Origin of the sequence: Dyella amyloliquefaciens, assembly GCF_004296575.1 — a bacterium.
Taxonomy (GTDB): domain Bacteria; phylum Pseudomonadota; class Gammaproteobacteria; order Xanthomonadales; family Rhodanobacteraceae; genus Dyella; species Dyella amyloliquefaciens.
Genome location: NZ_SAYT01000007.1, coordinates 1 through 24,954 on the forward strand (window position 1 = coordinate 1; position 24,954 = coordinate 24,954).

Below are 24,954 nucleotides of genomic sequence, written 5' to 3' on the forward strand. Positions count from 1 at the left end.
AGGGGAGGACGATCAGGCCCCGCAGGGGTGCCCGACAAGGATGTCGGGCACTTTTCGTCCGGGCAGGAGCCCGGTCGAAAAGCCCGGTCGCCCCTCACGGACTGGCTGGGCGCAGCCCAGACAGCGCCACGCGGGGTGCTCTTTCTTTTGGTTACTTTTCTTGACTCCGGGCATCCTGCCCTCCGCCCTTCGGGCCGGCTTCGCCGTTCGCATGCGCTCCTGCGCATGCGTGAGCAAGCAAAGAAAAGTGACCCGGGCCGCGGCAGCGGTCCGGAAGCCCGCGGCAGGCGAGCAAGCTGGCGGGAAAGTTAGATCAGAAGCGACAGTCGCTGGATTCCTGCTTCCGCAGGAATGACGAGGAAAACTGAGGCGAACGGCGATCGCGCACTGGGTGCGCTCCTACAAGGAAACGGAGCGCAGCAATGGGTCGTGAGGCAAGATTGACCCCTCACCCCAACCCTCTCTCCCGCAGGGACTACCTTCGGGTCGCCCGAAGGGGAGAGGGAGCATAGGGAGCGCGCCCCGCGCAGCCTCCAAAAACATCAAACCCCAGAAAACGCGATAATCCCCCGATGACTTCCCTGACTTTCGAGCTCCAGGCCACCGACGGCGCGGCCCGTCGCGGCCGCCTCACGTTTGACCGTGGCACCGTGGAAACCCCGGCCTTCATGCCCGTGGGCACCTATGGCTCGGTCAAGGCGATGACCCCGCGTGACATTCGCGATATCGGCGCCGAGATCATCCTGGGCAACACCTTCCATCTGTTCCTGCGTCCCGGCCTGGAGGTCGTGGAGCAGTTCGGCGGACTGCACAAGTTCATCGGCTGGGACAAGCCGATCCTCACCGATTCGGGCGGCTTCCAGGTGTTCTCGCTGGCGCACAAGCGCAAGATCACCGAAGAAGGCGTGGCGTTCGCGTCGCCGGTGGATGGTTCCAAGGTGTTCCTGTCGCCGGAAGAGTCGATGCGCATCCAGAAGGTGCTCGACTCGGACATCGCGATGATCTTCGACGAGTGCACGCCGTACCCGGCCACCGAGAAGGTCGCCTCCACCTCGATGGAATTGAGCCTGCGCTGGGCCGAGCGCTCGCGTCGTGCGTTCGACGACCTGAAGAATCCCAACGCGCTGTTTGGCATCGTGCAGGGCAGCGTGTACGAGAACCTGCGCCGTCGTTCGGCGGAAGGCCTGATCAATATCGGCTTCGACGGCTATGCCGTGGGCGGCCTCGCCGTGGGCGAGCCGGAGGCGGAGCGCAATCACGCACTGGATTTCACCGTGCCGCTGCTGCCGCAGGACAAGCCGCGCTACCTGATGGGCGTGGGTCGTCCCGAGGACATCGTGGAAGCCGTGCGCCGCGGCATCGACATGTTCGACTGCGTGATGCCCACCCGCAACGCGCGCAACGGCTTCCTGTTCACGGCCGAGGGCACGCTGCGCATCCGCAATGCCAAGTACACCCTGGATACCCGTGTGATCGAGGAAGGCTGTGACTGCTATGCCTGCAGCAACGGCTTCAGTCGCGCCTACCTGCGCCACCTTGATCGCTGCAACGAGATCCTGGGCAGCCAGCTCGCCACCATGCACAACCTGCGGCACTACCAGCGCCTGATGGCCGGCCTGCGCGAGGCCATTGCCGCTGGCAAGCTGGACGACTTCGTGGCTGAGTTCTATGCCCGCCGGCAGGGTGGGATCGCGGCCTGAAGGTGCTTTGGCTGCCGGATAGGCCAGTTTTGCAACGTGCCACCCTCTCCCGGCCGCGACCCGAAGGTAGTCCCTGTGGGAGAGAGGGGTAGGGGAGAGGGTGCGGGGCTTGCGTAGCCTTTCACCTTTCGCTCTGCCCGCACCCTCATCCGCCTGCCGGCACCTTCTCCGGAGGGGAGAAGGATGGCTTTCATGGAGTCTGTCGGGCAGGTGAGCTCAGGAACCAACGCAATCCCGCGCCGGTCTTGCCCTTGGAATCCGCCCCGCCCGCCGCCAGAACCCACGACGGGCGGGCCTTGTGACGCATGCAGGGCCCGGGGGCGCGTGGCATAATCCACGATCTTTTATCAGGTTCCAGCGGAAATCCCTGTTGGAACCATAACTTGCGAGACAAGCTGATGACTTTTCCGACGTCCTTCGTGATCGCCCAGGCCGCTCCGGCCGCTGGCGCACCGAACCCGATCATGACGTTCCTGCCGCTGATCCTGCTGTTCGTGGTCTTCTATTTCCTGATGATCCGCCCGCAGATGAAGCGTCAGAAGGAACACCGCAACATGGTTTCCGCGCTGTCCAAGGGCGACGAAGTGGTCACCAACGGTGGCATCGCCGGCAAGGTGGATGAAGTGGGTGAGAGCTTCATCACGGTCGAGATCGCACCGAACGTGAAGATCAAGCTGCAGAAGGGCGCCGTGCAGCAGGTGCTGCCCAAGGGCACGCTGAAGTCGTCCTGATGACGACCTGCCGGAGTGGAGGGGCTCCGGCTTTAACGACGCATTGCTTGCCGCGGCCTGCCTCGCGCCGCGGCTTTTGACGGATTCAAGGCATGAGTGATTTTCCACGCTGGAAATATGCGCTGGTCGCCATCGTATTGGTGCTCGGCATTGTCTATGCGCTGCCCAATGCGTTCCTGCCGGTGCCTGCCGTGCAGATCACGGCAAACCGCAATAATACGGTCGACGACGCGCTTGAGCAGAAGGTGTCCGATGCCCTGAAGAAGGCGAACGTCGCCAGCACCGGCATCGAGATCAAGGGCGACCACCTGCTCGCCAGCTTCGCCAATGCCGACGTGCAGAAGAGCGCTTCGGACGCGATCAAGGCCGTGCTGGGCGACGACTACACGGTCGCGTTCAACCTCAAGTCCACCGTGCCGAACTGGCTCACCGCGATCGGCGCCAAGTCGATGCCGCTGGGCCTGGACCTGCAGGGCGGCGTGCACTTCCTGATGCAGGTCGATCAGAACGACGTGATCGACAAGCAGGAAACGCGCTATGCGGACGATATCCGCAGCCTGCTGCGCGAAAAGAACATCCGTTACGAGTCGGTGACGCGCAACAGCCAGCGCGGCCAGGGTGTGCTGGTGGTGCTGAAGTCCAATGAGGACCGTACCGCGGCGGCCACCATCATCGGCACCGAGTACCCCGATCTCATCGTGCAGGACGGCAGCGCCACGGGCGATCGCTATCCGCTCAATGCGGCCGTGCGTCCGGACAAGCTGCGTGAGCTTTCGCTCAACACCATTCGCCAGAACCTCGGCACGCTGCGCAACCGTATCAACGCGCTGGGTGTGTCCGAGCCGATCATCCAGCAGCAGGGTGACAGCCGCATCGTGGTCGAGCTGGCCGGCGTGCAGGACACCGCGGAAGCCAAGAAGCTGATCGGCGCCACCGCGACGCTGGAATACCGCGCGGGCTACGGCACGCCGCAGCAGGCCATCGATGCACAGCGTTCCGGCATCGTTCCGCCGGACGCACGCCTGTACAAGGGTCGCGAGGGCCAGCCGTACCTGCTGAGCAAGAACATCATCGTCACCGGCGACCAGCTGGTCGATGCTTCTTCCACCTTCGACCAGCAGAGCGGTTCGCCTGCCGTGTCGGTGACGCTCAACGCGGCCGGCGCGAAGAAGATGCTGGACTTCACCACCGGTAGCGTCGGCAAGCCGATGGGCGTGGTGTACGTGGAGCGCGTGGTCGAGACCAAGATCGTCGACGGCAAGGAAGTGCGCACGCCGAAGATCACCGAAGAGGTGATCAACTACGCCACCATCAACGGCGTGTTCGGCAAGAACTTCCAGACCACCGGCCTGCGCAGTCCGAAGGAAGCCTCCGAGCTGGCGCTGCTGCTGAAGGGCGGTTCGCTGGCTGCGCCGATCGACATCGTCGAAGAGCGCGTGATCGGTCCCAGCCTCGGCCAGGAAAACATCGAGAAGGGCCTGCGCGCCGTGATGATCGGCCTGGCGCTGGTGCTGCTCGCCGCGGCCCTCTACTACAAGCTCTTCGGCCTGGTGGCCGACGTGGCGCTGTTCTTCAACCTGGTGATCCTGGTGGCGGTGATGTCGGCTGTCGGCGTCACGCTGACCATGCCGGGCATCGCGGGTATCGTGCTGACGCTCGGTATGGCCATCGACGCCAACGTGCTCATCTGCGAACGCGTGCGTGAGGAATTGCGCAACGGCTCCACGCCGCTGGCGGCCATCCGTGCCGGTTACGACAAGGCATGGGCGACCATTCTCGACGCCAACGTCACCCACCTGATCGCCGCGCTGGCGCTGACCACGATGGGCTCGGGCCCGATCAAGGGCTTCGGTATCACGCTGCTGATCGGCATCCTCACCTCGATGTTCACCTCGGTCACCGTGACGCATGCGATCACCGCGCTGATTCACGGTCATCGCAAGCTCAAGACGCTGTCGGTCTGAAGAGGAACAGGCAACCATGGAAATCTTCAACCACAACGCAAACGTGAACTTCCTCGGCATGAGGAAGTTCAGTGTCGGCATCGCCATCCTGCTGATGGTGCTGTCCATCGGGATCATCGCCGTCAAAGGCCTGAACTATGGCCTGGACTTCACCGGCGGCGTGTCGCTGGTGGTGGACTACGAGAATCCGGTGACCACGGCCGAAGTGCAGGACGCGCTGGAGAAGGGCGGCATCGAGCATTCGCTGGTCGCCAGCCTCGGTGGCACCCGCGAAGTCTCGGTGCGCTTCCAGCCCACCGCCGGGATGAAGGACGAGGCGGGCAAGATCAATCTCGACAAGGTGTCCGCCGTGACGACCGGCGTGCTCAAGGCGAGCCGCCCGGACGTCAGCATCAAGAGCCGCGATTACGTGAGCTCGACCGTGGGTGACGAGCTGCGCAGTGACGGCATTCTCGCCGCACTGGTGGTGATGCTCGGCATCGGCCTGTACCTGGGCATCCGCTTCGAATGGCGTTTCGCCGTAGCGGCGATCGTCACCGAGCTGCACGACGCGCTGATCACCGTGGGTGTGTTCGCGCTGGTGCAGCGCGAGTTCGACATGACCGTGCTGGCCTCGGTGCTCGCCGTGATCGGTTACTCGATCAACGACAAGGTGGTGGTGTTCGACCGCGTGCGCGAGCTGTTCCGCCTGGCCCGCAAGGCCGAGCCGGAGGAGATCCTCAACCGCTCGATCAACAACACGCTGTCGCGAACCATCATCACCGCGCTGTTCACCGCGATCACCATGGCCGCGCTGTACTTCTTCGGTGGCCCGGTGGTGCACGGCTTCGCCATCACCATGCTGATCGGCATCCTGGTGGGTACGCTGTCCTCGATCTTCGTGGCGAGCCCCATCCTGCTGTGGCTGGGCGTGTCCAAGCAGGACCTGATGCCCAAGTCCAAGGAAAACCCGGAGCTGGCGCGCCGGCCCTGAGCACGGAACAGCCCCGATGGCACCTAATTACGGCCCGGCTATCCGGGCCGTAATTATTTGTGCTCGCCGCAGGGCAGAAAGACCCGGTAAAAGCGTTGTCCCTGCCTGTACCCAGCTGGCGTCCATCTCGCGCCCGGCACGACACGCTCTCCATATCCGTTTGTTTGGATTGGATATTCTTGTCTGCATAAACCCCTTCGTGACGTGAAAATGCAGCCTGCGAGCCATTCGCTTGCACAAGGCTGACGATGTGAATTTTTTGTTGACACGTCGTAAGAAATAACTCATGGTCGCAGTTACTTCCTGTTTCAATCGTGAAACACTGCGATGACAGGGAGCTGAGCCACGCGCTCGAGCGGGAAGGGGTCTGCTGGGGGAGCCTTCAGATTCAAGCCTGACGTCTTTGGTTGACCCGCCTGTCGCGGCGTCGGCCCGGTTTTCTTTTGCCCAAATTTTGGGCCGCTTGGGGAGATACATCCAATGAATTTGAGTTCGTTCAATCGCAGCATGGTGCTGCGCCGCTCGACGCTGGCGGTTGCCCTCACCATGGGTCTGGCTGGCGTCGCCCTGGCCCAGTCCACCACCGGTACCATCTTCGGCCAGGCGGAAGCCGGCGAGACGGTGACGGTTGCCGGCAGCACCGGTATCACCCGCTCGACCACCGTTGACCAGTCGGGCCGCTATCGCATCAGCAACCTGCCCCTGGGCAGCTATTCGGTCACGCTGCAGAAGGACGGCGCCGCCGTCGACACGCGCAAGGACGTCGCCATCACGGTGAACGCCGGTACCGAAGTGTCGTTCGTCTCGGCCGCCAATGCCCAGGCTCTTTCCTCGGTGACGGTGACGGCCAATGCGCTGCCCGCCATCGACGTGTCGTCGGTGGATTCGCGCACGGTGATCACTTCGCAGGACCTCGAGCGCCTGCCGCTCGGCCGTAGCGCCGAATCGATCGCGCTGCTCGCTCCGGGTGTGGTGCAGGGCAGCGGCTACTTCACCGGCCAGTCTGCCGGCTCGTCGACGGTGTCGTTCGGCGGTTCCTCGGTCAGCGAGAACGCCTATTACATCAACGGCTATAACACCACCGATCCGCTGAAGAACCTGGGCGGCATCGGCCTGCCTTATGGCGCGATCGACCAGCAGGAAGTCTATACCGGCGGCTATAGCGCCATGTACGGTCGCTCGGACGGCGGCGTGATCAGCCAGGTCGGCAAGCGCGGTACCAACGACTGGCACTTCGGTGGTCAGGTGCTGTGGTCGCCGAAGTTCCTGGCGGAAGATCCCAAGAGCGTCTATTACCCGAACAACACGCTTCCGAACGGCGACGGCTACGCCAACAAGAACCTGCCGGGTACGATCTACCGCACCCGTAAGGACAACGTGAAGTGGAACAACACCTATAGCGCCTATATCGGTGGTCCGCTGATCCAGGACAAGCTGTACCTGTTCGCATCTGCTGAAGCGGAGAAGCAGGAAGGCAAGTCGACGTCTTCCGCTGCCGCCTCGGTGCCGGCCAACACGTATTACACGTACAAGATCCCCAAGTACTACGTCAAACTCGACTGGAACATCAACGACAGCAACATCCTCGAGCTGACCGGTATCTCGAACAAGACCGAGTACAGCGGTGACCTGTACAAGTATAACTACGCCACCGGCGTCGAAGGTGCCTTTGCCGGTCACGATACGTCGACCAAGACGGGCTCGGACATCTACGTCGGCAAGTACACGAGCTATATCACCGACGACCTGACCTTCTCGGCGACGTACGGCCAGAACCGCGCCATCGACTACTCGAATACGCCCGGCCTGACCACCACGCAGTCTTACCTGAGTGGCGTGACCAACCAGGATCCCCTGATCACCGGGGGCACGCCGATCCGCAACACCAACACCACGCTGTATGTGAAGAACCCGAACGCAAACAACAAGACCCATGGTCTGCGTCTCGATCTCGAATACAAGCTGGGTAGCCACCTGTTGTCGGCCGGTATCGACAACATGCACTACCAGGCGACGGACGAAGGCCAGCAGGTGAGCGGCCCGGGTTACGCCTGGATCTTCTACAAGGCTGCTGCGGGCAAGGAAAACGTGCCAGTTCAGCCGGTCTTCGGCGTTGGCGCACCGGGCGGCCGCGGCTATTACACGGCTCGCTACATCCTGACCACGACCACCAGCATGGCTGTGGACCAGAAGGCGCAGTACATCGAGGACACCTGGCAGGTCAACGACCGCTGGATGGTGAAGCTGGGTCTGCGTGACGACCAGTTCACCAACTACAACAGCGCCGGCGAGGAGTATGTGAAGCAGCGTAACCAGTGGGCGCCGCGTTTGGGCTTCAGCTGGGACGTGCTGGGTGACTCCACCTTCAAGGTGTTCGGCAACCTCGGCCGCTACTACCTTGCGCTGCCGAACAGCGTGGCGATCCGCGGTGCCTCGGCATCGACCTTCACCTACGAGTACTTCACCTACAGCGGCATCGACGCCAACGGCAACCCGACGGGCCTCAAGCCCATGGGCCCGGGCCCGGTGTCCACCAATGGCGAGTACGGCCAGGCTCCGGATCCGAAGTCGGTCGCGGCATCGAACCTCAAGTCGCAGTATCAGGACGAAGCGATCCTGGGCTTCAACAAGATGCTCAACAGCGACTGGCTGTATGGCGCCAAGGTCACCCTGCGCCAGCTGCAGACCGCGATTGACGACGTCTGTGAGCCGGATGCAGTGGCTGCCAAGGTCAAGGCCCTGGGGATCGACCCGAAGAGCGTCACGCTGCCCGAGGGCTGCCTGATCTTCAATCCGGGCGAGACCAACGAGTTCATGTTGAAGAACGCGAACGGCAGCGGCTACACCAAGGTGAGCATGTCCACCAAGGATTGGGGCTTCAGCACCGGTGCCAAGCGTAAGTACTACGCGCTCGACCTGTTCCTGGAACATCCGTTCAACGGCACCTGGATGGGCCGAGTCGACTACACCTTCTCGCGTAGCTACGGCAACACGGAAGGTCAGGTCCTTTCCACCATCGGCCAGGACGACGTCTCCAAGACGCAGGACTGGGATACGCCGGCACTGATGGAAAACAGCAATGGCGTGCTGTCGAACGACCGCACCCATCAGCTGAAGGCCTATGGCGCGTATCAGATTGCGTCGGAGTGGATGGTTTCTGGCGCGCTGCGCGTGATGTCGGGTTCCCCGAAGGCTTGCCTTGGTTACTACGGCCCGAACGAAACCGATCCGTCGGGCTACAAGTCCAAGTACCGCTGGTGCGGTGGCGAACCGACCCCGCTGGGCAGCCTCGGCCGCCTGCCGTGGACCAAGATCCTGGATCTGGGCGTCAGCTACCGTCCGCAGTTCGCCGATCAGAAGCTGGCATTCAACTTCAACATCTTCAACGTGTTGAACGAGCGCAAGGCGACGGGTCTGGACGCGACGTACGAGACCGGCCGCTATACGGTGTCCAACACCTACGGCGCCATGCTCTACCAGACCACGCCGCGTTACGGTCGTTTCTCGGTCACGTACGACTTCTAAGGCAGTACCCAGCCTGGCCACGCGGTTGCCTCACCGCACCGCGTGGCGACCGAGACACAAGTAGTCACAACGAATGCTTCTTCCTGGGCCGCCAGCAACCGCTGGCGGCTTTTTTTTGCCTCGGTTTCGGAGGCCTCGACGTCCTTTACGCACTCGCCATTTCTTCCGTGGGAATAGATAGTTACGCGTGAAATCATGCTTCATGAAATTACGAAATAGGCAAGATTTCGTTAACGCTTACTTACAGGAAGTTGACATTCCGCAAGAAAACGCTCTACCTTCGGCTTTCAAGCTCTGTTGGCGACAGCTTTGCGACAGCTCGAATTGACAGTCGCAAACAATTACGTGTCGCGTCAGGGGGGAAGGGTGGTCTCTGCAGGGGGAGCCTGACAGGACCGCACCAGACGGCAACTCACACCGATCGTCCCAAGGACGACCGGCAGGCTTCTTTTTGCCCTTTTTCAGGGCTGTTACGGGGAGATCCACTAGATGAGCTTTCGTATGTTGAATCGCGCCGTGCTGCTGCGTCGGACGACGCTTGCCGCTGCGCTGACCATGGGCTTGACCGGCGTTGTCTTCGCCCAGTCGACCACCGGTACCATTTTTGGCCAGGCGGAAGCCGGCGAAACCGTCACGGTCACCGGCTCCACCGGCATCAGCCGTTCGGCGACCGTGGATGACTCAGGTCGTTACCGCATCAGCAACCTGCCGCTGGGCACCTATTCGGTGGTCCTGCAGAAGGGTGGCTCCACGGTCGACAGCCGCAAGGATGTCTCCATCACGGTGAACGCGGGTACCGAAGTGAGCTTTGTCGCCGCGGCAAACGCTCAGGCACTGGCCTCCGTTACGGTTACGGCGAATGCGCTGCCGGCTATCGACGTGTCGTCGGTGGATTCGCGCACCGTCATTACCTCGCAGGATCTCGATCGCTTGCCGCTCGGCCGCAGCGCCGAAGCCATCGCTTTGCTTGCGCCGGGCGTGGTCCAGGGCAGCAGCTACTTCGCAGGCCAGAAGGCCGGTTCGAGCGTCATTTCGTTCGGCGGTTCGTCGGTGACCGAGAACGCGTATTACATCAATGGTTACAACACCACTGATCCGCTTAGCAACCTGGGTGGTATCGGCCTGCCGTATGGCGCGATCGACCAGCAGGAAATCTATACCGGTGGCTACAGCGCCATGTACGGTCGCTCCGACGGTGGCGTGATCAGCCAGGTGGGCAAGCGCGGTACCAATGAATGGCACTTCGGTGGCCAGGTGCTGTGGTCGCCCAAGTTCCTCGCGGAAGATCCCCGCAGCATCCTCTACCCGAACAACCAGCTGCCGGACGGTTACGGCTATGCGAGCAAGACCCTGCCGGGCACGCCGTATCGCAACCGCAAGGACAACGTGAAGTGGAACACCACCTATGACTTGTATGCCGGTGGCCCGCTGATCAAGGACAAGCTGTTCTTCTTCATCGCAGCCGAGGCTGAAAAGGAAGAAGGCAAGAGCACCACGGCTTCCTCGTCGGGTCAGCCTACCAATACCTATTACAAGTACGACGTTCCCAAGTACTACGCCAAGCTCGACTGGAACATCAACGACAGCAATATCCTGGAGCTGACGGGGATCTCCAACAAGACCGAGTACAGCGGCACGCAGTACAAGTACGACTACAAGACCGCGACGGAAGGCGCGCTCAACGGCTACGACACGTCGACCAAGACGGGTTCCGATATCTATATCGGCAAGTTCACCAGCTACATCACGGATGACCTGACGTTCACGGCCACCTATGGCCAGAACCGCGCCATCGACTACTCGAACACCCCGGGCCTGAGTCCGGATCGCCCGTACCTGTACACGCCGGTCTACCAGGATCCGAGCATTACGGGCGGCACGCCGATCCGCAACGGCAATACCGTCCTGTACGTGAAGGATCCGGGTGCGAAGAACAAGACCCATGGTCTTCGCCTCGACCTGGAATACAAGCTCGGCGACCACACGTTGGCGGCCGGTATCGACAACATGCACTTCAACGCCACCAACGAAGGCCAGCAGATCAGCGGTCCGGGTTATGCGTGGATCTGGGGTGCCGTCGATGATCCGAATGAAGCTCTCTCGCCGGAGCAGGGCGTGGGCGCACCGGGTGGTGATGGCTACTACGTCGACAAGTACGTGTTCACCACGACCACCAGCATGTCGGTGAGTCAGAAGGCGCAGTACATCGAAGACCGCTGGCAGATCAACGACAAGTTCCTGCTGAGCCTGGGCCTGCGCAACGACCAGTTCACCAACTACAACGCCACCGGCCAAGCCTACGTCCACCAGACCAACCAGTGGGCGCCGCGCATTGGCTTCAGCTGGGACGTGTTCGGTGATTCCTCGTTCAAGGTGTTCGGCAACCTGGGTCGTTACTACCTCGCGCTGCCCAACAGCGTGGCGATTCGCGGCGCTTCGCCGTCGACCTTCACCGATGAATACTTCTCCTACACCGGCATCGACGCCAACGGCAATCCGACGGGCCTGACCCCGCTTGGACCTGGCCCGGTGTCCACCAACGGTGAGTACGGCGAAACGCCGGATCCGAAGACGGTGGCTGCCTCCAACCTCAAGTCGCAGTATCAGGACGAAGCCATCCTCGGCTTCTCCAAGATGCTGGGTAGCAGCTGGGTGTTCGGTGCCAAGGGCACGTTGCGCAAGCTGCAGACCGCGATCGACGACGTTTGCGACATGGACCCGCTGATCGCGAAGGCGGCCGCGCAGGGTATCGATCCTGACTCGGTCAACCTGCCGAACAGCTGCCTGATCTTCAATCCGGGCAAGACCAACACCTTCCTGCTCGCGAATGCCGACGGCAACGGCTATCAGAAGGTCAGCATGTCGACCAGCGACTGGGGCTTCACCTCGGGCGCCAAGCGCAAGTACTACGCCCTGGATCTGTTCCTGGAGCATCCGTTCGACGGCAAGTGGCAGGCTCGCGTGGACTACACGTTCTCGCGCAGCTATGGCAACACGGAAGGCCAGGTGCTTTCGACCGTGGGCCAGGATGACGTCTCCAAGACGCAGGACTGGGATGCCGCTTCGCTCATGGTCAACAGCAACGGCGTGCTTTCCAACGACCGTACGCACCAGCTGAAGGCCTATGGCTCCTACCAGATCGCTCCGGAATGGATGGTCTCCGGTGCGTTGCGTGTGATGTCGGGTGCACCCAAGGCTTGCCTTGGCTACTACGGAGAGGACAACACCGATCCGGCCGGTGGCTATCGCTCGGCCTATCGCTGGTGCGCAGGCAAGCCGTCGAACCTGGGTTCCATGGGTCATCTGCCGTGGCAGGAGATCTTCGATCTGGGCGTGACCTATCGTCCGGCGTTTGCAGACAACAAGCTGGCCTTCAGCTTCAATGTCTTCAACGTGTTCAACCAGCGTAAGCCGACCGTGCTCGATGCCACCTACGAGAAGGCTCCGTTCACGGTGTCCAACACCTACGGCATGACGCTGTACCAGACCACGCCGCGTTACGCCCGCTTCGGTGTGTCGTACGACTTCTGATCCGCTCGCGTCGGTCGCAAGACCGACCCACCACACGGTGCCACGCCCTCCCGGTGCCGTGTGGTGATTTCAAGGCAAAGGACGCTTCACCCTTATCTTTGCAGCCACCGGTCCCCGCCGGTGGCTTTTTTATGCGCGTGATTCTTCACGAAGCGTCGTGTAGCTCGTGGCTTGCGGTGCTATGGAGCCCATCGCCTGAGGATGTCGCGACGGCCGGCATCGGCCGCGTGAGGATGTGGCACGCGGCTGCACGAGTTCATCAGCCGCGCTCGCGCCCGCTGCGATGCTGGGTGTGTGGAATCGAGCGAAGCGGCGTAGCGCCTCAGGGGGAGCGAGGGCTGACCGACGCAGCATCGGTGCCCGGCTTGTCGCTGGCCGCTTGCGCCTTGGATACCTCGATGGCGGGCGGTGCGGCCGGAGCGATGGGCGCCACCGTGGGGAGCAGCGCAGCCGTCGCCTTGTCGTCGATGGGGCCGGTTTCCTGCGACAGCGAGGATGCCTCGGCCTGCTTGTTCATCACGATGATGCTGATGCGACGATTGATCGGATCGCCCGGGTTGGCGCGATCGAACGGCACCGACGCGGCCAGTCCCACGACGCGCGCAATCTTGTCTTCGGGCAGGCCGCCGGAGAGCAGGGCGCGTCGCGCGGCATTCGCGCGGTCGGCGGAAAGCTCCCAGTTGCTGTACTGGTGATCGGTGCTGTAGGGCGCATCGTCGGTGTGGCCGGAGAGGCTGATGCGATTGGGTACGCGGTCGATGAAGCCGGCTAGTTCCACGAGGATCTTCGTGGTGTACGGGCGCAACTGCGCGCTACCCGTGTCGAACATCGGTCGGTTCTGCTTGTCGACGATCTGGATGCGCAGGCCTTCGGGCGTGATGTCCAGCAGCAGCTGATCCTTGAACGGTTCGAGCGCCTGGCTGCTCTGGATGGCGGCCTTCAACTGCTGCATCAGTTCTTCGAGACGCGCGCGTTCCTGCTTGCGCGCTTCCTTCTCGATGTCCTTCGGATCGACGCTGGTGGCGGAAGCGTTCTGCTTGTCGTGGCCCGGACCATGCGGAAGATCCATCGCACCGCCCAGCTTGATCATGCTGGTGCTGGCACCGCCCGGGCCGTTCTGGCCCGAAGGCGCCATGGTCGCCGTGCCCTGCGTCATGCTCGGATTCTTGAAGTATTCCGAGATGGCTGCGCGCTGCTGCTTGGTGCCTGCACCGATCAGCCACATCACGAGGAAGAAGGCCATCATCGCGGTGACAAAGTCCGCGTACGCGACCTTCCAGGCACCGCCGTGGTGGCCGTGACCTTTTTTCTTTACGCGCCGAATGATGATGGGTGCGGGGGCGCCCTGTTCGCTCACGTCGCAGCCTTCGCGCGCGGCGCCTTGAGGTGTTCTTCAAGATCCTGGAAGCCAGGCCGCGCGTTGGCGGAAAGCGACTTGCGGGCGAATTCCACTGCCACCTTGGGGTTGTAGCCGCGCAGGTTCGCCAGCAGCGCGACCTTCACGCACTCGAAGGCTTTGCCGTCTTCCTGCACGCGGTTCTCCATCGCCGCACCCAGCGGGCCGAGGAAGCCGTAGCAGAGCAGGATGCCGAGGAAGGTGCCGACCAGCGCACCGGCGATGTGTTCGCCGATGGCAGAGGTGTCGCCGTCGAGCTGCCCCATGGTGGTGACGATGCCGAGTACCGCCGCCACGATGCCGAAGCCGGGCAGCGCGTCGGCCATCTTCGCCACGGCCAGCGCAGGCGCCACGGCTTCGTGATGATGCGTTTCCAGCTCCACTTCCAGCAGCTGCTCCAGCTCGTGCGGGTTCATGCTGCCACCCACCATCAGCCGCAGGCAGTCGGTGGTGAATTCGATCAGGTGATGTTCGCGCAACAGGCGCGGGTAGGCGGAGAACAGCGAGCTGGACTGCGGGTCTTCGATGTGTTCCTCCACGCCGAGCAGGCCTTCCTTGCGGATCAGGCTGAACAGGTCATAGAGCATCGACAGCAGGTCGACATAATCCTGCTTCTTGTACTTGGGTCCCTTGAGCAGGCCGGCGGCGTCACGCAACGCCCCCTTGACCACGTTGACCGGGTTGGCCGAGAGAAAGGCGCCCACGGCGCCGCCACCGATGATCAGCAGTTCATAGGGTTGCCACAGCGCAAGGATATGGCCGTGCGACAGCACGAAACCGCCGAACACGCACGCAAGGACCACCAGGGCGCCGACCAGGACCAACATATTCGCTCCGAGATACGGAGCCGATGTCTCCGTGCTCTGGCCTTATCGGCGCAGACGCAAGAAAGTTGAGAAAACGTTTAGGCGGTTGGCGTGGGATTTTTCGAGGTCGTTTGCGGCTGAGAAAACGGGCCGCTTCCGTCAGTTACAGGAAAGTAGGCCGTGCGGACACGAGGGCCTTGGATTCGGGCACGAGCGATAGCGCTTTGAGATTGCAGGCGCGTCGTTGCCCTCCGAAACCAGCCCAGGCGACGCGTTACGCCGTGGTGGCGCTTTCCGGTTCGACGGCATCCGGCAACGGCTGCGAGGCATGGGAAGAAGCGGGCTGCATGACGTGGTGTCCCAGCGCATGCAGATCCAGCTGGTCGACGGGAATGGGCTCGTAGTTGGACCCGAATGCCACTTCGCCGAACTTCCATCCGGCCGGCCGCCGCACCGCACCCCAGAAACGCTTGGCGGCGTTCCAGTGCAGGCCGACCAGGCCATGGTTGTTGTCGTCATCCACCATCGGATCGCCCACGCCGGTGGGGCGCAGCGGCTCGCCGTACAGCGCCGTGCCGAACACTACGTCCCAGATAGAGAGCACCTGGCCGAAATTGCAGTTGTGCAGGTTGGGCCGAGTGGGGTCCACCAGCATGTGATGCAGGCGATGGAACTTCGGCGCCACCAGCACGCGGTTGAACACCGGCCCGAAGCCGATACGTACGTTGGCGTGCGAGAAGTTCTGCACCAGTTCGCCGATCAGCACCAGCCAGGCGAACTGGTCGGGCTCCACGCCCATCACGATGCCGACGGTGGCCAGGATCATCGACTGGATGAAGCCGTCGATGAGGCTGCCGCGGTCGTTCGTCCAGCAGCTCATCTGGCGCGTGCTGTGATGCATGCTGTGCAGCGCCCACCACCACGGCAACGCATGCTGCAGGCGATGCATCCAGTAATAGGTGAAGTCGTAGACGAGGTAATAGCAGCCGAACAGTATCCACGGATGCTCTTTCAGCGCGGGAAACCAGTGCGTGATGGCCAGCGGTGATGCGCTCGCGTCGCTGGGACCCACGTCGGGGCCGCCGAAATAATTGGCGATCGGCGTGAGCACCAGGTAGCTGAAGATCGGGAAGATACCGACCAGCATCAACAGGGTGTACTGGAAGTCCACCTTGGTGAGCTTGCGATCGGTCCACTTCTCAGCGGGCACGATGCTTTCCAGCGGACGGAAGATGAAACCGATGATGCAAAGCTGCAGCGTGGCGATCAGCAGCGACTCGGCGATGTCATTCGGATCGCCCGCGAGGCCCTGCAAGTGCAGGAACTGCAGCAGCGGCTGCACGCCGTGGCTGCTGAACCAGTTGACCAGGTGGGACCACAGTTCGGACATCGTCGTTACCTTGCACAAAAGCAGAAGCAGTCCTGCAGGCGACGGGTCCAGGTATGGCGCGCTCTACAGAGCTGGGCGGTTTAGGATACTGCCGCATCCCGGCCGCATCCACCCGGCATGATTTTGCGCCGGCAAGCTTTCGCTCAGCTACCGCGCAGGTGTGCGTCCAGTTCATTCAGCTGAGCGGGGTTGCCCAGGTTGCGCCAGAAACCATCGTAGCGCTCGCCGCCGAGCTGCCTGGCGCGCATCGTCTGCTGGTACAGCGGCAACAGCTTGAAGCGGCCCGGTGCCTGACCTTGCATGAATTCGGGCCGATACACACCGATATTGCCGAAGGTGAGTCGCTGGCCTTCGCCGTCTTCACTCAGCTGACTGTCGTTCAGCACGAAATCGCCGGCGGCGTGCCAATCGGGATTGGGCACCATGACGAGATGCGCGAGACCTGCGGGCTGCAGTGGCAACGCGGCATAGTCGTAATCGCTGTAGATATCCGCGCTGACGGCAATGAAGGGCTCCGGTCCCAGCAGCGGCAGCGCATTCAACATGCCGCCGCCGGTTTCCAGCGGCGTGGGGCCTTCGTAGGCATAGCGGATGCGCAGCCCCCAGCGCGAACCATCGCCGAGTGCGTCGGGAAACTGATCGGCGAGGTGCGAGGTGTTGATGACCACGTAGCGCACATCGATGGCCGCGAGCTTTTCCAGATGCCACTCGATCAGCGGCTTGCCACCCACCGGAAGCAGCGGTTTGGGCGTGCGGTCGGTAAGCGGCCGCATGCGTTCGCCGAGGCCTGCTGCAAAGATCAGTGCGTGTCGCATGGGATTCCTGCAGTAGCCAATGTCCTCTTCGTCATCCCGGCAAAAGCCGGGATCCAGCGACTGAAGCTTCGAATGGGGGAAAGACACTGGATAACTCGCTTCGCTCGCCCCTTTGGGGCCGTCCTGCGGACGTTCTTCGCACTTCGCGCTCGTCCGGCTTTCGCCGGAATGACAGAGTCAGACCATGTTGTTCGCATCATGCAGCCGCTACCTGGCTGAGATCGCGGCCTTCCGCGTGACGCTCCAGCAGAGCGACGAAGTCGGCCAGTTCCGGATAGTTGCGCGCCACGGACACCACGTACTGATAGACCGTCGTCACGTTGGCGAGATAGCCGGGCTTTCCGTCGCGATACCACAGGCGATAGAACTGGCCGAGTACGCGCACGTGGCGATGCATGCCGGTGAGATCGACCCAGCGCAGGAAACGCGCTGGCGTCACGCTCTCATCGATCATGCCGGCGCCGAGCAGGCGCTGGCGATACGACTCGATCCAGCCTTCCACGCGTTCGCGTGGCCACACGATGTAGGCGTCGCGCAGCAGCGAAGCGAGGTCGTAGGTGATGGGGCCGGATAGTGCGCCCTGGAAATCGATGACGCCGGGATTGTTGTCGTCGACGACGAGCAGGTTGCGGCTGTGGTAATCGCGATGCACGAAGCAGCGTGGCTGTTCCTGCGCATGGCGGATGATCACGTCGAACGCAGCTTCCAGCATATCCCACTCACCGCAACTCGGCGTGTGGCCGAGATGGCGACCGAGGAACCATTCCGGCATCACTTCCAACCCCGTCACCAGCACCTGGTGACTGAACGGTGGCAGGTCGCGATGGTCCATGCGCGTCTGCATCAGCAGCAACGCATCCATGGCATCGCTGTACAGCGCATCCGCCGTCTGTTCGTTCAGCTCGGACAGATAGAGACGGTTGCCGAGATCCTCGATCAACAGGAAGCCTTGCTCCAGATCCTTCGCGTACACCGCAGGCACATGCAGGCCGGCGGTGGCCAGTCGTTCGCCCATGGCCAGCCACGGGCGCGGATCTTCCTTATCCGGCGGCGAATCCATCACGATCCAGCTGCGGCCGTCATGGTGCGTGCGCCAGTAGCTGCGAAAGCTGGCGTCGGACGAGGCGGATTCCAGGTTGAGCGTGGCGTCGCCGAGGGCAGAGCGGGTCCAGGCCAGGCGGGCGGCGGCGCGGTCGGGGGCGATGGTCATGGCGTGCTGCGTGGGGTGATGCATGCAGCTTAGCGGGTGAAGCCCTTCAACTGTAGGAGCGCACCCAGTGCGCGACCGCGGAGCATTGGTGTACCGCGATCGCGCACTGGGTGCGCTCCTACAATAAAAAGGAGTTATCGCAAGATTGGCCCCTCACCCCACCCTCTCCCCAAAGGGGAGAGGGCTTTAATCAAGACAGGTTGTAGGCCTTCTCTTCGTGCAGCGCGATGTCGAGGCCGATCATTTCCTGTTCGTCATCCACGCGCAGGCCCAGCGTCCAGTCGATCAGCTTCAGGATGACCAGGCTCAGCACGGCGCTCCAGATCACCGTGAAGCCCACACCCTTCGCCTGGATCCAGAGTTGTCCCCACAGCGATTCCACCGCGCCGAATCCGCCCAGCTTGGGTGAGGCCAGCGGACCAGTGAGCAGCGCGCCGACGATGCCCGCAATCGCATGCACGCCGAACACGTCGAGCGAATCGTCGTAGCCCAGTTTGTGCTTGAGTCGCGTGGCGCTGAAGAAGCAGACCACGCCGGCGATAAGGCCGAGCACCAATGCGCCGCCCGGACCGGCCGTGCCGGCAGCGGGCGTCACGGCGACGAGTCCGGCGACGGCACCGGAGACGATGCCGAGCACGCTCGGACGTCCATGCACGATCCACTCTGCGGCGAGCCAGCCCAGGGCGGCGGCAGCGGTGGCGATCTGTGTCACCAGCATGGCCATGCCGGCGCTGCCGTTGGCGGCCACGGCCGAGCCGGCGTTGAAACCGAACCAGCCCAGCCATAGCAGGCTCGCGCCCACCACCGTGTAGCCGAGGTTGTGCGGTGGCATGGGCACGTTGGGATAGCCGCGACGCTTGCCGATCACCAGGCAGGCGATAAGGCCGGCGATGCCCGCGTTGATGTGGACCACGGTGCCGCCGGCGAAATCGATCACGCCCAGGTCGCCGAGGAACGAGCCGGGGCCGCTCCACACCATATGCGCCACCGGCAGGTAGACGATGGTGAGCCACAGTCCGCTGAACCACAGGAGCGCGCTGAACTTCATGCGCTCGGCAAAGGCACCGATGATCAGCGCCGGCGTGATGATCGCGAAGGTCAGCTGGAACATCACGAAGACGCTTTCCGGCACCGTCTGATAGCGCGAGTCGGGTTTCAGGCCCGCGAGCAGCACGCGATCCAGTCCGCCGATGAAGGAGTGCAGGTTGGTCACGCCCGCGTGCATGCCCTCGGTGCTGAACGCCAGCGAGAAGCCGTAGAGCAGCCACAGCACGGTGACCAACGCGGTGATGGCGAAGCACTGCATCAGCACCGACAGCAGGTTCTTCGCGCGCACCATGCCGCCGTAGAACAGCGCCAGGCCAGGGAGGGTCATCAGCAGCACGAAGGCCGTGGCGGTCAGCATCCAGGCCGTGTCGCCACTATCTATATGCGTCGGCGCGGCGGCCGCCTGGGCCCAGCTGGGCGCGGTGGCGAGCAGTCCGACGAGTGCAAGCAGGGGGCGGGCGGCCTTTCGGTCAAAGCGCATCGACGTCGACCTCCTGCGTGCGGATGCGGATGGCCTGCTCCAGGTCGCTCACGAAGATCTTGCCGTCGCCGATCTTGCCCGTACGCGCCGAGCCGATGATGGCCTCGATGGCCTGGTCGACCTGCTCATCGGCCACCGCGACCTCCAGCTTCAGCTTGGGCAGGAAGTCGACGACGTACTCGGCCCCGCGATACAGCTCGGTATGCCCGTGCTGGCGGCCGAAACCCTTCACCTCCGTGACGGTCATGCCCGTCACGCCCACCTCGGTCAGCGCCTGCCGGACGTCGTCCAGCGTGAACGGCTTGATGATCGCCGTGATCCATTTCATCCCCAACGCTCCCCGTGACATGGATATGTCGCGGTGCAGCAGGATGCGTGCCATGGCGGTGGACGGGCCGACTCGGTTTCAACGCCGTCATTCCTGCGAATGCAGGAATCCAGTGACTTCAAGGGGTTGCGGAAGGCGCTGGATCCCCGCGTGCGCGGGGATGACGGTGAGGAGATGGGTGTGGCGCTCGATTCTTACGTGAAATTGCCCAGTCCAGGTGCGTATCGGAGAGGGCCAATCCCGCTTTTGGTGCACCGCCACGGTTTGACCCTTTGGGCATTAATCAGTACCATTTTGGTACCGATTCCCGCAGTCCCTTCCGGCCGCTCCCCATGCTCCGTGTCAGCCGCCTCACCGACTACGCCACGGTGGTGATGACCTGCATCGCCGCCCATCCCGACGACGTGCTCAGCACGGCGCAGATCGCCGATGAGACGCATCTGGAACTGCCCACCGTGAGCAAGCTGCTCAAGTCGCTGGGCCATGCGGGGCTGGTGGAGTCCTTCCGCGGCGTCAATGGCGGCTACCGCCTTGCACGACCGGCCGGGGAGATCACCCTGGCGCAGATCGTCGAAGCGCTGGAAGGCCCCATCGGCATGACCGAATGCAGCGTCGCCGTGGGCCAGTGTGATCGCGAGTCGCAATGCGGCGTGCGATCCAACTGGCAGCGCGTGAACAGCGTGGTGGATCACGCACTGCGCGCCGTCAGCCTCTCCGACATGCTCAAACCTCCCAGTCGCCGCATCGACGCGACCCTGATCGGCTGACCGATCCCGCAGCGACCGACCACGACGACGACACGAAGATCGATATGACTACCGAAACCACCGACCGCAGCGACACCCCCGCCACGCTTCGCGACAACGCCGAAGTGGCCGCCGCGCTGGGCCGTCGCTACGAAGCGGGCTTCGTCACGGACATCGAGACCGACTATCTGCCGGCGGGCCTGTCCGAGGACATCGTGCGCCAGCTCTCCGCGCTCAAGAAGGAGCCGGAGTGGATGACCGAGTGGCGCCTCAAGGCGTATCGCCACTGGCTCACCATGCCCATGCCGGACTGGGCCAAGCTCAAGCTGGCGCCGATCGACTACCAGTCGATCAGCTACTACGCCGCACCGAAGTCCGCTCCGAAATCGCTGGACGAGGTTGATCCGAAGCTGCTGGAAACCTACGACAAGCTCGGCGTTCCGTTGCACGAGCGCGCGAAGCTCGCCGGCGTCGCGGTAGATGCGGTATTCGACTCAGTGTCCGTGGGCACTACCTTCCGCAAGGAACTGGCCGAGGCTGGCGTGATCTTCTGCTCGATGAGCGAAGCGATCCGCGAGCATCCCGAGCTGGTGCAGAAATACCTCGGTAGCGTCGTGCCGACCGGCGACAACTTCTTCGCAGCGCTCAACTCGGCGGTATTTTCCGATGGGTCGTTTGTGTTCGTGCCCAAGGGCGTACGCTGCCCGATGGAGCTTTCCACCTACTTCCGCATCAATGCCATCAACACCGGACAGTTCGAGCGCACGCTGATCGTGTGCGAAGACGACGCTTATGTGTCTTACCTCGAAGGTTGCACCGCGCCGATGCGCGACGAGAACCAGCTGCATGCCGCGGTCGTTGAGCTGGTGGCGCTGGAGCGCGCGCAGATCAAGTATTCGACGGTGCAGAACTGGTATCCGGGCGACGAGAATGGCGTCGGCGGCATCTACAACTTCGTAACCAAGCGTGGCGATTGTCGCGGCAATGATTCGAAGATCTCGTGGACGCAGGTCGAGACCGGTTCGGCCATCACCTGGAAATATCCCAGCTGCGTGCTGCGCGGCGATCGCTCGGTGGGCGAGTTCTACTCGGTGGCGCTGACGCACCATCGCCAGCAGGCCGACACCGGCACCAAGATGATCCACATCGGCAAGGGCACCAAGTCCAAGATCGTGTCGAAGGGCATCAGTGCCGGTCGCAGCAACAACAGCTACCGTGGCCTGGTGAAGGTGGAGAAGGGCGCCGAGGGTGCGCGCAACTACACGCAGTGCGATTCGCTGCTGATCGGCAAGAAGTGCGGTGCGCACACCTTCCCGTACATGGAAGTGAAGAACCCGACCGCCATCGTCGAGCACGAGGCCACCACCTCGAAGATCTCCGATGACCAGATGTTCTATTGCCGCAGCCGCGGCATCGGCGAGGAAGACGCCGTGTCGATGATCGTCGACGGCTTCTGCAAGCAGGTGTTCCGCGAGCTGCCGATGGAGTTCGCGGTGGAAGCGAAGAAGCTGCTGGAAGTCTCGCTGGAAGGTGCGGTGGGATGAGTCCTTTGCGGACCACGCATTGGGATACCGTCTATGGCGGGAAAAGCGAGGCGCAGACCAGCTGGTTCCGCCCGCATCTCGATGAGTCGCTGCGCCTGATCGACGCGCTGGATGTGCCACGCGCGCAACCGGTGATCGATGTCGGCGGCGGCCGCTCCACCCTGGTCGACGACCTGCTGGCGCGCGATTTTGATGATGTCAGCGTGCTGGATCTTTCCGCCGTCTCCATGGCCGAGGCCCAGCAGCGCCTGGGCACGCAGACCCATGCCGTGCACTGGATCGTCGGCGATGTGACGCATGCCGAACTGCCGGCCGCGCATTTCGCGCTGTGGCACGACCGCGCGGTGTTCCACTTCCTCACCGACGCCGATGAGCGTGCGCGCTATGTCGCCGCCGCCGCGGGGGCCGTGAAGATCGGTGGTCACCTGGTCATCGGGACGTTTGCCGACGATGGCCCGGAGCATTGCAGCGGACTCCCCGTTGCGCGTTATGACGCCGAAACGCTCGCCACGCTTTTTGAACCCAACTTCACCCGCGTGACCGACAGCCGTGACGTGCACCGCACGCCGTCGGGCAGCGAACAAGCCTTTACCTATGTCGTGCTTCGTCGCGGCAGCGACGACAACACCTGATTCCACCGAGTAACCACCATGCTGAAGATCGAAAACCTGCACGCCCGCGTCGAGGGCAAGGACATCCTCAAGGGCCTCACGCTCACCGTGAACCCGGGCGAGGTGCACGCGATCATGGGGCCGAACGGCGCCGGCAAGTCCACGCTGGGCAATGTGCTGTCCGGTCGTGACGGTTACGAGGTGACCGAAGGCTCGGTGACCTTCAACGGTGTCGACCTGCTGGCGCTGGAACCGGAAGAGCGTGCTGCTGCCGGCGTGTTCCTGGCCTTCCAGTACCCGGTGGAAATTCCGGGCGTGAACAACACCTACTTCCTGCGTGCCGCGCTCAATGCGCAGCGCAAGCAGCGCGGCGAGAAGGAACTGGATTCCATGCAGTTCCTGAAGCTGGTGCGCGAGAAGCTGAAGATCATGCAGATCTCCGACGAGCTGCTGCACCGCGCCGTGAACGAAGGCTTCTCGGGCGGTGAGAAGAAGCGCAACGAGATCTTCCAGATGGCCGTGCTCGAGCCGAAGCTCGCGATCCTCGACGAGACCGACTCGGGCCTGGACATCGACGCGCTCAAGCAGGTGGCCCAAGGCGTCAACGCGCTGCGTTCGACCGAGCGCGGCTTCCTGGTGATCACGCACTACCAGCGCCTGCTCGACTACATCGAGCCGGACTTCGTGCACGTGCTGGCCGATGGCCGCATCGTGGAGAGCGGCGACAAGACGCTGGCGCTCAAGCTGGAAGAACACGGCTACGCCTGGGTGGCGGACAAGGATCCGGCGCTTACCGGAGCTTCGGCATGAGCGAAGCGCAACGCACGCCATTCGTCGAGTCGCTGCTGGAGGCTGCCGCGCAGGCGCAGCTGCCGGGCAGTGGGATCGGCTGGCTGGACGCGGCACGCCGCGAAAATCTCGAGGCCTTCGCCGCGGCCGGTTTGCCGGACACGCGCATGGAGGCCTGGAAGTACACCGCGCTGCGCGCACTGGGCCAGCGCCGTTTTGAACCGGGCGATGCCCAGGCTGCCACGCGTGCGGTGGATGACGCCACCTACGCGCTGCCGGGCGTGGACGGCCCGGCGCTCGTCTTCGTGAATGGCGTGTTTCGCGCCGACCTTTCCCGCATCGACAGCTTGCCGGCGGGGCTGAGCCTGTTGCCGCTGTCGCACGCGCTCAATGGCGACGCCGAACCGCTGCGGTTCGCCTTGTCCCGTCACTACCGCGAAGGCGGCGATGCGTTTGCACGCCTCAATGCCGCGCTGGCCGGCGATGGCGTGGTGCTGCGCGTGGCTGCCGGCGCAAAAGTGGCGCAGGCGGTGCATCTGGTCATGATCGGTGCTGCCGCAGAGAGCGACCTGGCCTGGCACGTTCGCCACATCGTCGAGTTGGGTGAGGACGCCGAGCTGTCGCTGGTGGAGCACCACGTGGCCAGTGGCGAGCAGCAACACCTGGGTACGCAGGTCGCCGACGTTGTGCTGCGCAAGGGCGCTCAGCTGCGCCATGTGACGCTGCAGAACAGTTCGGCTGGCGGCACGCTGGTGCGCCACAACAGCGTCCAGCTGGATGAGGACGCGCAAGCCTCGCTCTATGTACTGGAGCTGGGCGGTGCACTGGTGCGCCACGACCTGCATGCCACGCTGGCGGGCGACCGCGCACGCATGGAGACGCGCGGCGTGTTCGTGCTCAACGGTCGCCAGCATGTCGATACGCAGATGGCGCTGCGCCACCAGGCGCTCAACACCGCCTCCGATTCGATCTGGCGTGGCGTGGCCGACCAGCGTTCGCGCGGCGTGTTCCGCGGCGCCATCGTGGTTGCGCCGGGTGCGGATGGCAGCGATGCCAGCCTAAGCAGCAAGAACCTCCTGCTGTCGGGCCAGGCCGAAATCGACACCAAACCCGAGCTGGAAATCTACGCGGACGAAGTGAAGGCCGCCCACGGCGCCACGGTCGGCCAGCTGGACGAACGTTCGCTGTTCTACCTGCGCTCGCGTGGCATTCCGTTGACCGAAGCCAGGGCCATCCTGACGGCGGCTTTCTGCCGTGCCGTGTTCGAATCGCTGGACAACGACGCATTGCGCGAGCACCTCGACCAGCAGCTCATGGCGCACCTGCCTTCCGCGTGAAGGCAGTCCACCGGCTACAAGGCGAATGAT

General features: G+C 63.2%; 18 protein-coding genes. 11 read left to right on the forward strand and 7 right to left on the reverse strand.

The features are described from left to right. Window positions 1-572 precede the first annotated feature (572 nt). The 6 genes from tgt (at window position 573) to EPB08_RS15925 (ending at window position 12,424) form a co-directional block, all read left to right on the forward strand. Window positions 573-1,700, forward strand: a complete 1,128-nt coding sequence (gene tgt / locus EPB08_RS15900; RefSeq protein ID WP_130620108.1) for a tRNA guanosine(34) transglycosylase Tgt — start codon at window positions 573-575, stop codon at window positions 1,698-1,700. 398 nt (window positions 1,701-2,098) lie between these two features. Next, window positions 2,099-2,431 (forward strand): preprotein translocase subunit YajC, encoded by a 333-nt coding sequence (yajC, locus tag EPB08_RS15905; RefSeq protein ID WP_130620109.1) that lies wholly within the window; start codon window positions 2,099-2,101, stop codon window positions 2,429-2,431. Window positions 2,432-2,523: 92 nt separating this feature from the next. Then, complete coding sequence (gene secD, locus EPB08_RS15910; RefSeq protein ID WP_130620110.1) at window positions 2,524-4,395, forward strand: protein translocase subunit SecD; 1,872 nt, start codon at window positions 2,524-2,526, stop codon at window positions 4,393-4,395. 16 nt (window positions 4,396-4,411) lie between these two features. Further along, window positions 4,412-5,368, forward strand: coding sequence for a protein translocase subunit SecF (secF, locus tag EPB08_RS15915; RefSeq protein WP_130620111.1), 957 nt, complete (start codon window positions 4,412-4,414; stop codon window positions 5,366-5,368). Between the two features lie 486 nt (window positions 5,369-5,854). After that, the gene (locus EPB08_RS15920; RefSeq protein ID WP_165418541.1) at window positions 5,855-8,893 is read left to right on the forward strand and encodes a TonB-dependent receptor; all 3,039 of its coding nucleotides are present in this window, start codon (window positions 5,855-5,857) and stop codon (window positions 8,891-8,893) included. Window positions 8,894-9,394: 501 nt separating this feature from the next. Continuing rightward, complete coding sequence (locus EPB08_RS15925) at window positions 9,395-12,424, forward strand: TonB-dependent receptor (RefSeq protein ID WP_130620600.1); 3,030 nt, start codon at window positions 9,395-9,397, stop codon at window positions 12,422-12,424. 322 nt (window positions 12,425-12,746) lie between these two features. Here EPB08_RS15925 and motB read toward each other — a convergent pair whose 3' ends face one another. The 7 genes from motB to EPB08_RS15960 all read right to left on the reverse strand — a co-directional run bounded on the left by motB (window position 12,747) and on the right by EPB08_RS15960 (window position 19,897). Continuing rightward, on the reverse strand, window positions 12,747-13,781 hold the full coding sequence (gene motB / locus EPB08_RS15930) for a flagellar motor protein MotB (protein WP_130620112.1): 1,035 nt from the start codon (window positions 13,779-13,781) through the stop codon (window positions 12,747-12,749). Then, window positions 13,778-14,647 (reverse strand): flagellar motor stator protein MotA, encoded by an 870-nt coding sequence (gene motA / locus EPB08_RS15935; RefSeq protein ID WP_130620113.1) that lies wholly within the window; start codon window positions 14,645-14,647, stop codon window positions 13,778-13,780. Before motA ends, motB begins: the two co-directional genes overlap by 4 nt. A gap of 253 nt (window positions 14,648-14,900) precedes the next feature. After that, entirely contained in the window at window positions 14,901-16,016 is a 1,116-nt protein-coding gene (locus tag EPB08_RS15940; RefSeq protein ID WP_130620114.1) for a sterol desaturase family protein, read from the reverse strand. Between the two features lie 143 nt (window positions 16,017-16,159). Then, the gene (gene murU, locus EPB08_RS15945) at window positions 16,160-16,831 is read right to left on the reverse strand and encodes an N-acetylmuramate alpha-1-phosphate uridylyltransferase MurU (protein ID WP_130620115.1); all 672 of its coding nucleotides are present in this window, start codon (window positions 16,829-16,831) and stop codon (window positions 16,160-16,162) included. A gap of 196 nt (window positions 16,832-17,027) precedes the next feature. Next, window positions 17,028-18,041, reverse strand: coding sequence for an aminoglycoside phosphotransferase family protein (locus tag EPB08_RS15950; protein WP_130620116.1), 1,014 nt, complete (start codon window positions 18,039-18,041; stop codon window positions 17,028-17,030). 190 nt (window positions 18,042-18,231) lie between these two features. Beyond that, window positions 18,232-19,569, reverse strand: coding sequence for an ammonium transporter (locus EPB08_RS15955; protein ID WP_205746374.1), 1,338 nt, complete (start codon window positions 19,567-19,569; stop codon window positions 18,232-18,234). After that, complete coding sequence (locus EPB08_RS15960; protein WP_130620117.1) at window positions 19,559-19,897, reverse strand: P-II family nitrogen regulator; 339 nt, start codon at window positions 19,895-19,897, stop codon at window positions 19,559-19,561. The genes EPB08_RS15955 and EPB08_RS15960 overlap by 11 nt, the downstream gene beginning before the upstream one ends. A gap of 332 nt (window positions 19,898-20,229) precedes the next feature. Between EPB08_RS15960 and EPB08_RS15965 the strand changes: the two genes are divergently transcribed. Genes EPB08_RS15965 through sufD form a run of 5 tightly spaced genes read left to right on the forward strand, consistent with a single transcriptional unit; the run spans window position 20,230 to window position 24,924 of the window. Next, window positions 20,230-20,664 carry an SUF system Fe-S cluster assembly regulator gene (locus EPB08_RS15965; protein WP_130620118.1) on the forward strand — a complete coding sequence of 145 codons (435 nt, stop codon included), beginning with the start codon at window positions 20,230-20,232 and terminating at the stop codon, window positions 20,662-20,664. Window positions 20,665-20,708: 44 nt separating this feature from the next. Beyond that, window positions 20,709-22,187 (forward strand): Fe-S cluster assembly protein SufB, encoded by a 1,479-nt coding sequence (sufB, locus tag EPB08_RS15970; RefSeq protein ID WP_130620119.1) that lies wholly within the window; start codon window positions 20,709-20,711, stop codon window positions 22,185-22,187. Next, window positions 22,184-22,819 carry a class I SAM-dependent methyltransferase gene (locus EPB08_RS15975; RefSeq protein ID WP_205746375.1) on the forward strand — a complete coding sequence of 212 codons (636 nt, stop codon included), beginning with the start codon at window positions 22,184-22,186 and terminating at the stop codon, window positions 22,817-22,819. The genes sufB and EPB08_RS15975 overlap by 4 nt, the downstream gene beginning before the upstream one ends. Before the next feature lie 18 nt (window positions 22,820-22,837). Next, a complete protein-coding gene (sufC, locus tag EPB08_RS15980; RefSeq protein WP_130620120.1) occupies window positions 22,838-23,608 on the forward strand; it encodes a Fe-S cluster assembly ATPase SufC in 771 nt (256 codons plus the stop codon). Next, window positions 23,605-24,924, forward strand: coding sequence for a Fe-S cluster assembly protein SufD (sufD, locus tag EPB08_RS15985; protein ID WP_130620121.1), 1,320 nt, complete (start codon window positions 23,605-23,607; stop codon window positions 24,922-24,924). Before sufC ends, sufD begins: the two co-directional genes overlap by 4 nt. Window positions 24,925-24,954 lie beyond the last annotated feature (30 nt).